The sequence below is a fragment of the Agromyces atrinae genome (genome assembly GCF_013407835.1).
GTDB classification, from domain to species: domain Bacteria; phylum Actinomycetota; class Actinomycetes; order Actinomycetales; family Microbacteriaceae; genus Agromyces; species Agromyces atrinae.
The window spans coordinates 1744964-1758547 of sequence record NZ_JACCBI010000001.1 but is presented as its reverse complement, the minus strand read 5'-3'; the positions used below and the strand labels follow the sequence as shown (position 1 = coordinate 1758547).

The window sequence follows — 13584 nt, the reverse complement described above, 5'->3', positions numbered from 1 at the left end:
CATAGATTACACCGAGGCGGGCGATGGTTCGCCGTCCTCCCGGGAGAATTCGGGCCGTCCGCCAGTGACGCCGTCCCGCGCCGAACGGCCCGGCTCCGACCCACCCGCGAACGAGAACCGCCCCAGCACCCCCGGTTCCACGCTGTCGGGTGCTCGCATCCGCAACGCCCACCCCACGAGGGCGTGGTCGAGCATGTAGAGGCGCGCTGACTCCATCCGACCGCCGGGGGAGAGGTGATCGACGACCCAGTCGTACGGCGCGCGCCCGCCGTACGCGGGGTGCGGCGAGGAGAACAACTCGCCGGCCCCGAGTTCGGCCGCGATGTTGAGCGCATACGCGAACGGATACGGGCGATTGGCGCGCCCCTCCGCTGTGAGTTCGAGCGACGGGAAGGCGCCCACCATCCGGTCGAGCATCTGCTCGGTGATGAGGTCGGCGCGTCCCGTGAAGTACGCCAACTGTGCGAGGTACGGATACGAGATGCCATACAGGAAGTAGTCGCGCCCCGGGTCGATCGTTCGCCACTGCGCGACGAGCGGTTCGACGAAGGCATCCAGATCGGGCACGTCGTCGTCCAGCCGGCCGAGGTTGTGCAGTGCCACCACGTAGTAGAGCGCCATGTGCGTGCGCTCGACGGGCTCAAGCTCGGCCATCAGTCGGGAGGCCTCGGCGATCCGATCCCGCGGCACCCGACCTCCGCCCGCCACGGCGACCGCGTTGAGCATCGTGAGCAGCGGGTAGATCGCGACGAACTGTGCACTCATGGGGCTCGGGAACGCCGGGTGGATGCCGATGCGATCGGCGTCATCCAGCGCGGCGAACACGCCACCCACGGCATCCGTTTCGCCGCTACGTAGGGCATCGCCCCGCCTCAGGAGGGCGATCGCGGAGACGAGCGTCGCCCCGCCCCTCCCGCGGAAGAACGGCGCAGGGATGCGGGGGAGGGATGCCACGGCCTCGGCCACGCGATCCCGGCCGGGGGTGACGAGCCGGTGTCCGATGTCGGCCTGGCCGAAGGCGAGGAAGACGGCCGTCCAGGCGGCGACGCGCTCGTAGTCCCCGTGCCGCCCGTGATTCTCGTCCTGGATGCCATCGGGCTGGATGAGGTCGACCGCGGCGAGGATCTCGGCGGGCAGATCGCGTGCACCGGGCGCGTCGATGACGAGCGACGCATCGACGCCGAGTTTCGCCACCGCGCTGAGCAGGATGCAGCCCGCCGTCACCCGCGAGTACGGGTTCGCGATGGCTCCGAGCGCGACCCTCGCCCGCTCGACGCGAACCGCGACCTGCGCCCGGGTGAGCGACTGCGCGGGGTCGGTCACGTCGAGAGCGAGCTCCGCCACGGCGCGCGAGAACGTCGAGTACGGGCTCGCATCATCGAGCCGCGCGCCGAGCACGTCGAACGACCGCCGGATCTGCGCCGCCGCGACGCTGTCGTACCCGACCGGGTGCTGACCGAGACCGATGCCGCGCACGATGCGGCTCCAGGGCGTCGCGAGCACGCGCGCTTCGACCGACAGGTCGGCGAGCCCGGAGATTGGCGGTGAGATGAGTCGCGTCATCGTGCGAACACCTCCGAACGGACATCCACCCCGAGGAACTCGGTGCGGGTGCCCTCGAGCATCTCGAGTGCCCAGTTGAGCCACTTGATGCCCTCGCAGTAGATCGCGATCGGTCGTCGCTGCACGTCGGGCGAGTCGACGAGAGTGCCCTCGATCTCCGAGCTGAAGTGAAACGGCGGCATCGCGGTGAAGTGCGTGCCCATCGTGAAGACGAACCGCGTGATCCAGTGCGGGTCGTCCGCATCGTGATCGGATGACTCGCCGGCCCGCACGTACACGGTCGACATGACGTCTGCGAAGTGGTCCTCGATCCCGCGGGGGTGATCGCGGTCGATCGGTCGCCCGTGCTCGACGGCATCGCTCACCCGGTACGCACGCTGGTACGGGTTGTCGTCGTGGAACGCGATCGAGATCGAGGGTGTGCCGTCGGCCGCGGACGAGACATCCAGATCGAACAGCTCGTTGTGCATCTCGTCGTAGTGCCCGATCGAGTTGTGCCACGGCTTGTTGTCGTACATCGGATCGTCGCGGGTGTCGGCGCCATCGCTCCGATAACCGATCGCGCGCGGGTCGAGGAACTTCAGGCGGATCGACTCGGCGGTGATGTCCGAGAGCGCTCGGGCGACGCGGTCGTCGCTCGCCCCCGCCTGCATCAGCTCCTGAGCGCGGAGGAGGGGAGCGCTGTCGCCGATCTTGATGTTCTCCGTGTTCGTGTCGCCGATGACGAGCGAGTGGAACCGCGACTCGAGCACGCTCGCATAGGCGGGGTTCGCTCGGAACTCCGACAGCAGCGCGCGGTAGTTGCGGTACGGGCGCCCGTTGATGACGATCCGCTCCGAGTCGAGCAGAGCAGGCCCGAACGTGCGGGGCGCGGTCTGGCGACAGAGGTCGAGGCGGTCTTCGATCTTCCGGAAGTACTGCTCCTCGATCGTCGCGCCCGGTGACGGCGTGCGGCGTTCGGAGTGCACGTTGCGGTGCACGAAGCCGATGATCTCCTCGTACAGGCGCGCGATGATCGCGGCGGGCGGCGTGTGCTCCCGCACGTACTGACCGACCTCGTCGCCCGCGACGTAGCTCATCTCGTAGATGACCTCGCGGCAGACCCGCTCGCCGCGGGCCTGATCGGGCAGGGTGATCTCGCGTTCGACGACGTCGTAGACCTCGGGGAAGAACGGACGGAGCGCATCAGGCAGCGCGGCCAGGTACTCCGCCTGACGCTTGGCCTTCGTGAAGGGAGGAAGCATCGGACCGGTTCCGGCCGGGTCCCAGCGCGCGGTGGTGAGCGCCTCGCTCAGCACCTTGCGAACGAGCACCTCATCACCGCCGTCGCGTCGGAAGAAGATCGTCATCGATTCGCTGCCGCCCTCGCCGAAACCGACGACCGTCTCGCCGGCGTTGACGTAGGAACTCACCGTCGTGTGCAGGAGGTTCCGGCGCCGGGCGTACGCGGCGGTGGCACGCCGTTCCGGCGACGAGGTCAGGAGCACGCGCGAGTCGGCACGATCGAGCGCGGGATTGAGGCCCGCGTGCCAGAACTCGTCGGCGGCGCGCACCACGATGACGGCGTTCGCGTGCGGGGCCGTGTCGAGACGGGCGAGGCGGCTCGCCGATCCGAGCGCGATGACCGTGCACGACGCGTTCAGGTGGATCGACCGACGCCCGCCGCGTGCGTGACCGCGTTGGAAGACGGCGACAGTCGCCGCGTGGAGGTCGTGTCGTGCGAGGACGGGCGCTCCGTCGGGTGAGAGCAGAGGCAGGGTCGCGTCGCGAATCCGTTCGCACAGGCGAGCGACGAGATCGCTCGTCCGGCTCTCAGGCGAGCGCGGCGCGATGACGTGGGCCCCGAGCTCGATGACGTCACCGGGGTCGACGGCGCCGCCCGCGACGAGTGCCAGCAGCCATCCGACGGGGTCGCTGCCGTCGAGGAACACGTGACTCTGACCGACGAGCCCTCTCCGGTGCTGCTTCAGCAGCTCGAACATCGTCACCTGATGGATGATGACGTCGATCATGTCGGCGTGCGCGATGGTCGCACCGAGGCTTCTACTCGGTCGGTCCTCGCGGCGGAGGTGATCGACGATCGCGTCGCGCAACCGCTGGGCGGCCGGCTGCGAATCGAGGAGCTCGCGAGCGGCTCGCGCGGTCTCGCTCGCACGCGCTCGCCGAGGTCGTTCGAAATGGATGACGAGCGCTTCGGTGTCCTCGGTGGCCGAGACCTCGCGGTCGCGTATCGTGCCGCGCGCCGTGAGTATCCGCAGTTCGGTGTACGCGCGTCCGAGGCTCCGCCGCGAGCCCACCAGGCGCTTCTTCTGCCGGGCGTTCACCACGAGTTCGCCCGCGCCGAGGTGATGGCGGTGGGCGAGTGTGAACTGCAGCGTCTCTCGGAACTCGCGGAAGGCGGACGGCTCGGAGTCGTGTTCGGCGGAGGCGGCCAGGGCGCACGCCGTCGTCGTCAGATAGCGGGCGAACGCCGGCTCGTTCGCGGCGAGGCTCGTGAGATCGCGGAGCAGGGTGATGTCGCGACCGTCGGGGTGCGCGGTTGCACCGGAGCGCAGCGCGTCGATCGTGTGTGTCAGCCGGCCCGCGAGCGCCGCTCCTGAGACGATCCGCGAACTGTCGGCGGCGTCGCTCCCCATGACGGCTGCCGGACGTGACGCGTTGTCGCGCAGGAGGTCGAGCGACTTGCCGCCTCGACCGATCTCGATGACGAGGTCGGGGCGCAGGTCGTCGATGAGTTCGACCGTGCGCTGCGAGTGCATGACCTCGTTCGTCATCGCGAGCACGGCGCCCCGAACGTGGTCGCCCGTCAGCAGGAAGCCGCCGCCGCTGTTCGAGATGAGCGGGGTGTGCGGAGCCCGGATGTCGATTCCGTGCGCATCGATGAAGCGATCGAGCGCCTCGCGGGCTCGCGTCATCTTGCGCGAATGGGCGAGGAACCGCGTCGGTTCCTTGAGCTCCTCGGCCGAGACTTCGGGGAAGGACCGCAGGATGTCGGCGAACGACGGAATGAAGCTCGAGCGTACGTAGACGTTCGCCTGGTGACGGGAGTACCGCTTGTGCAGTTCGATGCTGTCGTCGTGGTGTTCGACGGCGTACGCCAGCACGCGCTCGAGAGCGTCGGGAGCGCCTCGCAACGCGATGACGTGCGCCGGTTCCGCGACCGGCGGATGCGACGACGAGTACGTCGGCATGTACTGCTCGAGGGCGTCACCGAACGTGCCCGACGCGCGCTGGTTCGCGGCGGCGAGCAGGAGCGGAGTGAATGCGCGGGCGAGGATGACGCCGTTGCCGATCGTCAGAGAGCCTGCCGCGACCGCCGAGGCGAGCATGCCGAAGCTCTCGCCGGTGAACGCCGTGAAGATCGGGTGGCCCGCGCGGCGGCCGCGCTCGACCAGATCGGTGTGGATCGCGATGTTGTGTGTGAGGACGGCGGCCCCGATGAAGCCCTGGCGCTCGACGGGGTCCGCCGGCAGATTCGCCGGGGTCAGTGCGAGCGACGATGCGGACGAGAGTCCGAGCGCCGCAGCCGCTTCGTCGTAGACCGCCCCGACGCTCGTGAACCCCGACCCGATCGTCTCGAGTCCGACTCCCCGGTAGGCCGCTCGACTGCCGAGTCCGGGGAAGAAGCCGATCGCCGTGAACCGCGCGCTGTCACCCGACGCTCCCGCACCACGGTCGACCGGCGTGATCGTCGAACTCGTCGTCTGAGAATGCCCGTGCGGGTCATCCCGTCTCTCGGTGTGCAACATGGTGTTCCCCTTTTCTCACCAGATGTGTCGTGAATGGATGACGGCCGGAACGCGTTCCGACAGCGGGTTCGATCAGTGCGGCTGCTGCTCGCGCGCCGGGTTCGCGCCGACCGAGACATCCGGACCGGCATCCCTCGGCTCGGCGGACGCGGCGGCGATACTCGCCGGAAGGAGCACGAGCAGTGCGGCGACGGCGAGGCCGGCCCCGACCCAGAGCGGCGACACGAAACCGAGGCCGGCCGCGATGGTCACCCCGCCGAGCCAGGCGCCGAGCGCGTTGCCGACGTTGAGCGCCGCGATGTTCGCGCCCGACGCGACCGTCGGCGCGTCTCCGGCGAACCGCATGACGCGCAACTGCAGACCGGGAGCGGTCGCGAATCCGACCGTGCCGAGCAGGAAGATCGTGACGAGCGTCGCCCAGATGCTCGCTGCCGTCAGGGCGAAGACGACGAGCACCACTGCGAGGAGTGCGATGACGATGAGCAGTGAACGGTCGAGAGCGCGGTCGGCGAGGCGACCTCCGATGAGATTTCCGATGAACGTGCCGACGCCGAAGAGGAGCAGCAGCCACGGCACCGCGGCGACGCCGAAGCCCGTGACCTCGACGAGCGTGAACGCGATGTAGGTGTATGCGCCGACGAGCCCACCGAACGTGAGGATGCTGACAGCCGCCGAGAGCAGCACCTGCGGGCGACGGAGCACCCCGATCTCGGAGAGCAGGCCCTTCGACTCGGGTGCCGGCGAGCGCTTCACGAGCAGTTGGATCCCCACGAGCGTGATGACGCCGATGGCCGTGATGGCCCAGAACGTCGCGCGCCAGCCGTACTGCTGGCCGACGAAGGTCCCGAAGGGGATGCCGACGACGTTCGCGACCGTCAGGCCGGCGAACATGAGAGAGATCGCTCCGGCCCGGCGATGGGCGGGCACCATGTCGGCGGCCACGACGGCGCCGACGCCGAAGAACGCTCCGTGGCAGAGCGCAGCGATGATCCGCCCGACCAGCATGATCGCGTAGGTCGGTGCGATGGCCGAGATCAGGTTGCCGATGATGAAGAGCACGACGAGCCCGACGAGAACGCCCTTCCGCTCGCGCCGGGAGACCGCGGCGGTGAGGGCGATGGCGCCGACAGCGACGCTCAGCGCGTAGCCGGAGACGAGGTGCCCGGCGACGCTCTCGCTGACGGCGAAGTCGGTCGCGATCTCGGGAAGGAGGCCGACGATCCCGAACTCCGTGAGGCCGATGCCGAACCCTCCCAGCGCGAGAGCGATGAGCCCCGCGGGTAGAGCCGTGGTCTTCTGCTGGGTCATGACATGTCCTCCGTGTGTGCGGCGTTCGCCGATATCGACAAATCGGAGATTAGCGATATGTCGATCACGAGGCAATGGTTTCGCTCGATGTGTGACGTGCCGCGTCGCCCGGTGACGGCGCTCGCGACCGATCGCCTCGAGTCGTTGACCTCACATCGTCATATCGGTAATCTCCGATGCAATCACTCACGCCTCGAACGGAGATCCCTCGTGACCACGCCCCATCCGACATCCGCCCTCCCCGCCGCCCCGGCGTTCTCGCTCGTGAGCGAGACGGTCACCGCGGGCGGCTCGTGGCCCGAACCGCAGTTCTCCGGCATCTTCGGGGTTCCCGGCGGGCAGGACCGCTCGCCGCAGCTCGAGTGGACGGGTGCGCCTGCCGAGACGAAGAGCTATGCCGTGACGATCCACGACCCCGATGCGCCGACCGGGTCGGGGTTCTGGCACTGGGCGGTCGTCGACATCCCGGCATCCGTCACCGAACTCGCGGAAGGCGCCGGCGGTGAATCGGGGGAGGGGCTCCCGGCCAGTGCGTACCAGCTGCGGAACGACGCGGCGGTCGCGCGCTACATCGGTGCGGCGCCGCCCGCGGGCGATGCGCCGCACCGCTACGTCGTCATCGTGACGGCTCTCGACGTCGAGCAGATCGGCGTCGGGCCCGACGCGACGCCCGCGCTCCTCGCGCTCACGCTCAATGCCCACGTTCTCGGGCGCGCCGTGCTCGTGGCGACGGCTCAGGTTCCGGCGCTCGTCTGACCCGGGTCAGTGCTCGTCGTGAACCCAGAGCGGCAGGTCGTCGGCTCCTGATCGCCAGGCGCCGGCGCCCTGCAGCCATTCGTCGTCGGTGAGTGCCGCGGCGTCGAGGGCCGTGCTGAGGCCTGCGGCATCGAGGTCGAATCCGGTGAACGCGATGTCCTGCCCGATGGCCGCGATCTCGGCGACGACCTCGTCGGCCGGCAGCGGGTCGAAGGCGATCACGGCGCCGACCTGATTCCAGAACGCCGACCGCTCGGGCCGGGTCGAGAAGCGGCAGAAGCCGCCCGAACGGATGACGCGGCCGAAGCTCTCCGATCCCAGGTCGTCCTCGATGAGCTCGAGCAGTCGCCCCGTGTGGAACGGTCGCAGGTTCTCGTAGCGGAACGTCGTCACGCGCGGGTGCGTCAGGTGCGGGTCGGCGGTTCCGCTGAGCACACGGCTCCAGCCGGGGCGCTCGGCGTGCGGCGTGGCGCTCTCCGTTCTCACGAGCCGATGCAGCGATCGGTGGCCGGGTGCGATCACGACGTGCGCCGTCGGGTTGAGGGCGCCGAGGAGTGCGAGCGTCGCCCCGCGTTCGTCGTCGCCGAGCCGTGTGATTCCGTCGACGACGAGGAGGTCGGCGAATTCGACCTGCGCGGCGAAGAGGTGTGACCGCGCAACGACCTCGCGTTCCGCGACGGGTTCGTAACGGCTGTCGTGCAGACGGTCGACGAGGGTCGACGCTTCGATGGCGGTGATGATCGTCGCCGGCATCCCGTCGGATCTCTCGCGCAGCTCGCCGATGAGGCTCGTCGACTCGGCGAGGCTGCTGCACGAGACGACGTGGTTGCCGGGTGCCGAGCACGCCTCGACGACCATCGCTCCGATGTCGGCTGCCGTCGCCGGAATGCGGATGACGGAGAACGCGTCACGCGGATCGAGGCGACGGATGAACCGCTCGCGGGCGTCGCGATCACCGAGGAGCAGGACGACGTGTTGCGACATGGGCGACCGCCTTCTAATCTAATGAGAAACGTTCTCATTAAGGAGAGACTAATGAAGGTCCGCGCATCACTCAAATCACTGAAGAACCAGCCCGGGGCCCAGGTGGTGCGTCGCCGCGGGCGCATCTACGTCATCAACAAGCTCAACCCGCGCTTCAAGGGTCGCCAGGGGTAGGCGTCGCGCCGGCGCGCCCGGGGGAGTGCCGTTCATGCGTGCGAGTGCACATCGTGAGTGACTCGCGCGCGCGAACGGCACTCCAGCGGGTGGGAATCGCGGGTGTGTGGGTGGTGGAGGCGCGAACGGCACTCGGGCGCGAGGAGTGCGCGGGGGCGCAGGTGCGCTGGCGCGAGTGTGTGAGCGCGAGTGCGCGCGGCGCTCAGCCGAGCGCGTCGAGGAGGTCGGCGCTCAGGTCGTCGATGTGCTCGAGGCCGACCGAGAGTCGAACGAGTCCGGCCGGGATCGTCGGCGCTTCGGCGGGCCAGCGGCGACGGCGTTCGAGCGTCGACTCGACCCCGCCGAGACTCGTCGCGTGCACCCACAGGTGCGTGCGTGACACGACGGCGTCCGCGGCGTCGGCCGCGGCCGCGTCATCCGCTCCCGCGACGACGATCGAGACGATCGCGCCGAATCCGGGGTAGCGCACCTCGGCGAGGGCGGGATGACCGTCGAGCCGCCGCACGAGCTCCTGGGCGTTCTGCTCGGCGCGTTCGAGGCGCACGTGGAGCGTGCGGAGCCCGCGCAGCGCGAGGAACGCGTCGAGCGGGGACGGGATGGCGCCGCCGAGCGTGCGACGCCCGGTGATCGCCGTGGCGTCGTCGTCGTTCGCGGTGATGACGGCGCCCATGAGCACGTCGGAGTGTCCCGCGATGTACTTCGTCGCCGAGTGCACCGAGAAGTCGGCACCCGACTCGAGCGGGCGCTGCAACAGGGGAGTGGCGAACGTGTTGTCGACCGCGACCCGGGCGCCCGCGGCGTGCGCGGCGGCGGTGATCGCGGGGAGGTCCGCGACCTCGAGGGCCGGGTTCGTGGGCGACTCGATCCACAGCAGAGCCGCGCCCTTGCAGGCCGCGGCGACGGCAGTCGTGTCGGCGATGTCGACATAGACCGCGCGGATCAGCCCGCGCGACTCGAGGTCGCTGAGAAGGCCGACGGTTCCCGTGTACGAGTGCCGCGGTGCGACGACGACTCCGCCGACGGGCACGAGGTCGAGCACGGCGCCGATCGCCGCGATGCCCGAGGCGAACGACACGCATCGTCCGCCCTCGAGAGCGCCGAGCGCGTCTTCGAACGCCGTCCACGACGGGTTCACGAAGCGGCCGTACTCGCGCGACCCTCCCGCGACGTACGTCGACGCGAGGTGCACGGGCACGTTGAGGGGTTCGTCGACGTCGTGCGGCGGACGCCCGGCGATGACGGTGAGCGTTTCAGGACGGAAGGCGCGCTGCTCGGTCATCCGTTCGCCTCAGGCCGCGAGGACCGCGTCGAGGCTCTCGCGCACGATCGCGAGGCCGCGGTCGAGCTCGTCGGCCGTGATCGTGAGTGCAGGGAGGAACTTGAGCACCTCGTCGAAGGCTCCCGAGGTCTCGATGACGAGTCCGCGCTGGAAGGCCTCGGCCGAGACGCGACCGGCGAGGGACGTGTCGCCGTCGCAGACGAGGCCGTACATGAGGCCGCGGCCGCGCGTCGTGAGTCCGAGCTCGGGGTGGGCGGCGACGATCTCGTCGAGCGCGGCACGCAGCTGCGCGGAACGCTCGTCGACCCCGTCGGTGAAGGCCGAGTCGGCCCAGTAATTCTCGAGTGCCGCGCGCGCCGAGACGAACGCGAGGTTGTTGCCGCGGAACGTTCCCGTGTGAGCGCCCGGCTTCCAGACATCCACCTCGGGCTTCAACAGCACGAGCGCCATCGGCAGTCCCGACGCGGAGATCGACTTCGACACCGTCACGACGTCGGGAACGATGCCCGCCGCCTCGAACGCGAAGAACGCGCCCGTGCGACCGATGCCCGACTGGATCTCGTCGAGGATGAGCAGGATGCCGTGCTCCTCGGTGATCGCGCGGAGCCGCTGCAGCCACGGGATGCTCGCGACGTTGATGCCGCCCTCGCCCTGCACGGCCTCGACGATGACGCCCGCGGGGAGGTCGAGACCCGAGCCGGTGTCGTGCAGCATCTTCTCGAAGAGGTCGAGCGTGTCGAACCCGTCACCGAGGTAGCCGTCGAACGGCAGCCGCGTGACGTCGCCGAGCGAGACGCCCGCCGCCTGGCGGTACTTGGCGTTGCCCGTCGTCGCGACGGCGCCGAGGCTCAGACCGTGGAAGCCGTTCGTGAAGGCGACGATGTTCGTGCGACCCGTCGCCTGACGGGCGATCTTGAGGGCGGCTTCGACGGCGTTCGCACCCGTCGGGCCCGTGAACTGCAGCTTGTAGTCGAGGCCCCGGGGGGCGAGCACGTACTGCTCGAACGCCTCGATGAAGGCCTTCTTCGCCGACGTCGCCATGTCGAGTCCGTGGATGATGCCGTCGCGCTCGAGGTAGTCGATGAGGGCGCGCGTGAAGAGCGGGTTGTTGTGGCCGTAGTTGAGGGTGCCGGCGCCCGCGAAGAAGTCGAGGTAGTCGCGGCCGTCGGCGGTCGTGAGGACCGAGCCGCGAGCGCGGTCGAAGACGACGGGGAAGGACCGGATGTATCCACGGACCTCCGACTCGCGGCGATCGAAGACCTCGAGAGACGCGTCACTCATGCGTTCACCTTCTGTTGCTCGGCTGAACGCGGGCTCGACACCGCCCGCGATCGATGTATCGAGCTTAGGTTGCCGCGCGGTGACAACTGTTCGCGTTCGCTCCGCGCGTCATCCTGCCGAGGCGGTGAGGGGCGGATGACGCTGGCGGGCGACGTACTCTGGAGTAATGGTGCTTGCTCTCATCCGTCACGGTCAGACCGACTGGAATCTCGCCGAGAAGATGCAGGGGTCGAGCGACATCCCCCTCAACGACACGGGTCGTGCGCAGGCGCTCGTCGCCGCCGCGGTGCTCGCCGAGGGCGACTGGTCGGCCGTCGTGAGCTCGCCGCTGCAGCGTGCGCGCGAGACCGCCGCGATCATCGCCGGTGAGCTCTCCCTCGAACTGGGCCCGACCTACGACGACCTCCGCGAGCAGAATTTCGGCAGCGCCGAGGGGCTCCCGATCACTGAGGTCGACGAGCGGTGGCCGGGCCGATCGATCCCCGACAAGGAGCCCGACTCCGTCGTCGGCGAACGCGGGCTCCGTGCCCTCGAGGAGATCGTCGACGCCTACGGCGACACCGACGTCGTGGTCGTCGCGCACGGAACGCTGCTGCGGTGCATCTTCGCGACGATCGACGGTCGCGACCAGCACGACTACCCCCGCCTCGACAACGCCTCGTCGTCGCTCGTCGGGCGCGGCCCCGACGGATGGCGCGTGCTCACGATCGGCGGAGTGCCGACGATCGCCTCGGAGCAGCGCCTGCTCTGACGAGGGTTCACCGAAGCGACCGTCCTGACTCAACCGAGGTGAACGGCCCCCTCGGCGCCCGCGGGCGGGAGGAGCTCGTCCTTCTTCCCGCGGATGAAGACGATCGCGATGATCGAGGCGATCACGAGGCCGATGGCGGCGCTCGCGAACGCGATCGAGTAGCCGGCGGTGAAGGCCGCGAGCTGTGAGGCCGAGTCGGTGACGACCTGCGCGCCGGCGACCGATGCGTAGAGCGTCGTGAACACCGAGAGACCGATCGATCCGCCGATCTGCATCATCGCGTTCGCCGTCGCCGAGGCGGCGCCCGCGTCGTGCGGCGCGACACCCGCGAGGGCGAGGTTCTGCAGCGGTACGAAGACCATCGCCATGCCGATGCCGAGCACGATGAGTGCGGGCAGCACCTGCACGAAGTAGTCGCCGTCGGCCGTGATGCGGCTGAGGTAGAGGAGCCCGGCCGCACCGATGAGCGGGCCGCCGATGAGCAGCGGGCGCGGCCCGATCGCGGGCAGGAGCCGCGTGGCGATGGGCGCCGTGATCATGATCGCGGCCGTCATCGGCAGCGACGCGAGACCGGCCTCGAGCGGCGGGAAGCCGAGCACGATCTGCAGGTGGAACGTCAGGTAGAGCATCGCGCCGATCATGACGCTGCCCGTGATCGCCTGGATGAGGAACGCTCCGCCGCGCACGCGGTCGACGACGATGCGCAACGGCAGGAGCGGCTGAGCGACGCGGCGCTCGATGAGCACGAAGACGACGAGCAGCAGCACGCCGATCGCGAGGAACGCGATCGTGTCGAGCGAGCCCCAGCCGCCCTCGGCGAGCGTGAAGCCGTAGACGAGCGACCCGAGACCGAGGATGACGGTGACCGCGCCCCACCAGTCGTAGCGGTTGTCTCCCTCGGCACGGCTCTCACGCACGAGCAGCACGCCGGCGACGAACGCGACGATCACGAAGGGCACGTTGACGAGCAGGCACCAGCGCCAGTCGGCGAACTCGGTGAGCACCCCGCCGAGCACGAGGCCGACGGCGGCACCCGCACCGGCGACGGTTCCGAAGACCGCGAAAGCGGTGTTGCGGTCGCGGCCGCCGGGGAACGTGACGGTCAGGAGAGCGAGCGCAGCCGGCGCCATGAGCGCCGCGAAGACGCCCTGCAGGCCACGGGCGATGATGAGCTCGGTGCCGCTCTGAGCGATACCGCCGAACGCGGACGCGAGCCCGAAGCCGACCATGCCGACGAGGTAGGTGCGCTTCCGGCCCCAGTAGTCGGCGATGCGACCGCCGAGCAGGAGAAGCGCGCCGAACGCGAGCGCGTAGGCCGTGACGACCCACTGGCGCTGGGTGTCGCTGAGGCCGAGCTCGGTCTGGGCGGCGGGCAGCGCGATGTTCACGATCGTGCCGTCGAGCACGACGATGAGCTGTGTCGCGGCGAGCACGAGGAGCACCCACCATCGGCGACGGCCGGAGGCCGTGGTCGGAACGGACGACGTGGGCACCGAACCGGTGGCGAGAGGGGAGCCGGATGACGGCATAGGGGTGACCTTCCAGAGAAGAGGGGAGTTGTTCCAGGGGTTTCCAGCCCCGGATCGCCACCCCGCTCTCGCGGATGACCGACCACCTCGACCCCGGGGTCGAGCAGAGGAAGAGTCTACCCCGGGGGTCGGCCGTGAGTGATCTGCACACATGTGCAGCCCGATTCGCTGCCTCCGTCACCGCGGTCGACCTAGAGTCGGCAGTGCATC

10 protein-coding genes are annotated in these 13584 nt (G+C 69.5%); 3 read left to right on the top strand and 7 right to left on the bottom strand.

Annotation, left to right across the window (positions count from 1 at the left end; all coding sequences use genetic code 11):
* Window positions 1-6: 6 nt before the first annotated feature.
* The 3 genes from BJ972_RS08380 to BJ972_RS08370 form a co-directional block, all read right to left on the bottom strand.
* A complete protein-coding gene (locus BJ972_RS08380) occupies window positions 7-1563 on the bottom strand; it encodes a hypothetical protein (RefSeq protein ID WP_179419935.1) in 1557 nt (518 codons plus the stop codon).
* Complete coding sequence (locus BJ972_RS08375; protein ID WP_129173923.1) at window positions 1560-5312, bottom strand: ACP S-malonyltransferase; 3753 nt, start codon at window positions 5310-5312, stop codon at window positions 1560-1562. Before BJ972_RS08375 ends, BJ972_RS08380 begins: the two co-directional genes overlap by 4 nt.
* Before the next feature lie 72 nt (window positions 5313-5384).
* Window positions 5385-6620 (bottom strand): MFS transporter, encoded by a 1236-nt coding sequence (locus tag BJ972_RS08370; protein WP_129173925.1) that lies wholly within the window; start codon window positions 6618-6620, stop codon window positions 5385-5387.
* A gap of 210 nt (window positions 6621-6830) precedes the next feature.
* Here BJ972_RS08370 and BJ972_RS08365 point away from each other — a divergent pair, with 210 nt between their 5' ends.
* Window positions 6831-7376, top strand: coding sequence for a YbhB/YbcL family Raf kinase inhibitor-like protein (locus tag BJ972_RS08365; RefSeq protein WP_129173927.1), 546 nt, complete (start codon window positions 6831-6833; stop codon window positions 7374-7376).
* 6 nt (window positions 7377-7382) lie between these two features.
* Here the strand turns inward: BJ972_RS08365 and BJ972_RS08360 are convergent, their stop codons facing one another.
* Entirely contained in the window at window positions 7383-8360 is a 978-nt protein-coding gene (locus BJ972_RS08360) for a GTP-binding protein (protein WP_129173929.1), read from the bottom strand.
* 51 nt (window positions 8361-8411) lie between these two features.
* Here BJ972_RS08360 and ykgO point away from each other — a divergent pair, with 51 nt between their 5' ends.
* On the top strand, window positions 8412-8534 hold the full coding sequence (gene ykgO, locus BJ972_RS08355) for a type B 50S ribosomal protein L36 (protein ID WP_129173931.1): 123 nt from the start codon (window positions 8412-8414) through the stop codon (window positions 8532-8534).
* A 202-nt stretch (window positions 8535-8736) separates the two neighbouring features.
* On the opposite strand, the gene BJ972_RS08350 is transcribed toward ykgO, so the two are convergent.
* Window positions 8737-9813 (bottom strand): trans-sulfuration enzyme family protein, encoded by a 1077-nt coding sequence (locus tag BJ972_RS08350; RefSeq protein WP_129173933.1) that lies wholly within the window; start codon window positions 9811-9813, stop codon window positions 8737-8739.
* A gap of 9 nt (window positions 9814-9822) precedes the next feature.
* A complete protein-coding gene (gene ectB / locus BJ972_RS08345; protein ID WP_129173935.1) occupies window positions 9823-11094 on the bottom strand; it encodes a diaminobutyrate--2-oxoglutarate transaminase in 1272 nt (423 codons plus the stop codon).
* Window positions 11095-11260: 166 nt separating this feature from the next.
* Between ectB and BJ972_RS08340 the strand changes: the two genes are divergently transcribed.
* Window positions 11261-11845, top strand: coding sequence for a histidine phosphatase family protein (locus tag BJ972_RS08340; RefSeq protein ID WP_129173937.1), 585 nt, complete (start codon window positions 11261-11263; stop codon window positions 11843-11845).
* Window positions 11846-11874: 29 nt separating this feature from the next.
* Here the strand turns inward: BJ972_RS08340 and BJ972_RS08335 are convergent, their stop codons facing one another.
* Window positions 11875-13338: an MFS transporter gene (locus BJ972_RS08335; protein ID WP_241830765.1), complete on the bottom strand. Its 1464-nt coding sequence runs from the start codon at window positions 13336-13338 to the stop codon at window positions 11875-11877.
* Window positions 13339-13584 lie beyond the last annotated feature (246 nt).

Bases quoted from the DNA above. Each gene is read 5' to 3' on its own strand.
- BJ972_RS08375 (WP_129173923.1), bottom strand. From the start codon at position 5,312: ATGTTGCACACCGAGAGACGGGATGACCCGCACGGGCATTCTCAGACG.
- BJ972_RS08340 (WP_129173937.1), top strand. From the start codon at position 11,261: ATGGTGCTTGCTCTCATCCGTCACGGTCAGACCGACTGGAATCTCGCC.
- BJ972_RS08360 (WP_129173929.1), bottom strand. From the start codon at position 8,360: ATGTCGCAACACGTCGTCCTGCTCCTCGGTGATCGCGACGCCCGCGAG.
- BJ972_RS08370 (WP_129173925.1), bottom strand. From the start codon at position 6,620: ATGACCCAGCAGAAGACCACGGCTCTACCCGCGGGGCTCATCGCTCTC.
- ykgO (WP_129173931.1), top strand. From the start codon at position 8,412: ATGAAGGTCCGCGCATCACTCAAATCACTGAAGAACCAGCCCGGGGCC.
- ectB (WP_129173935.1), bottom strand. From the start codon at position 11,094: ATGAGTGACGCGTCTCTCGAGGTCTTCGATCGCCGCGAGTCGGAGGTC.
- BJ972_RS08350 (WP_129173933.1), bottom strand. From the start codon at position 9,813: ATGACCGAGCAGCGCGCCTTCCGTCCTGAAACGCTCACCGTCATCGCC.
- BJ972_RS08380 (WP_179419935.1), bottom strand. From the start codon at position 1,563: ATGACGCGACTCATCTCACCGCCAATCTCCGGGCTCGCCGACCTGTCG.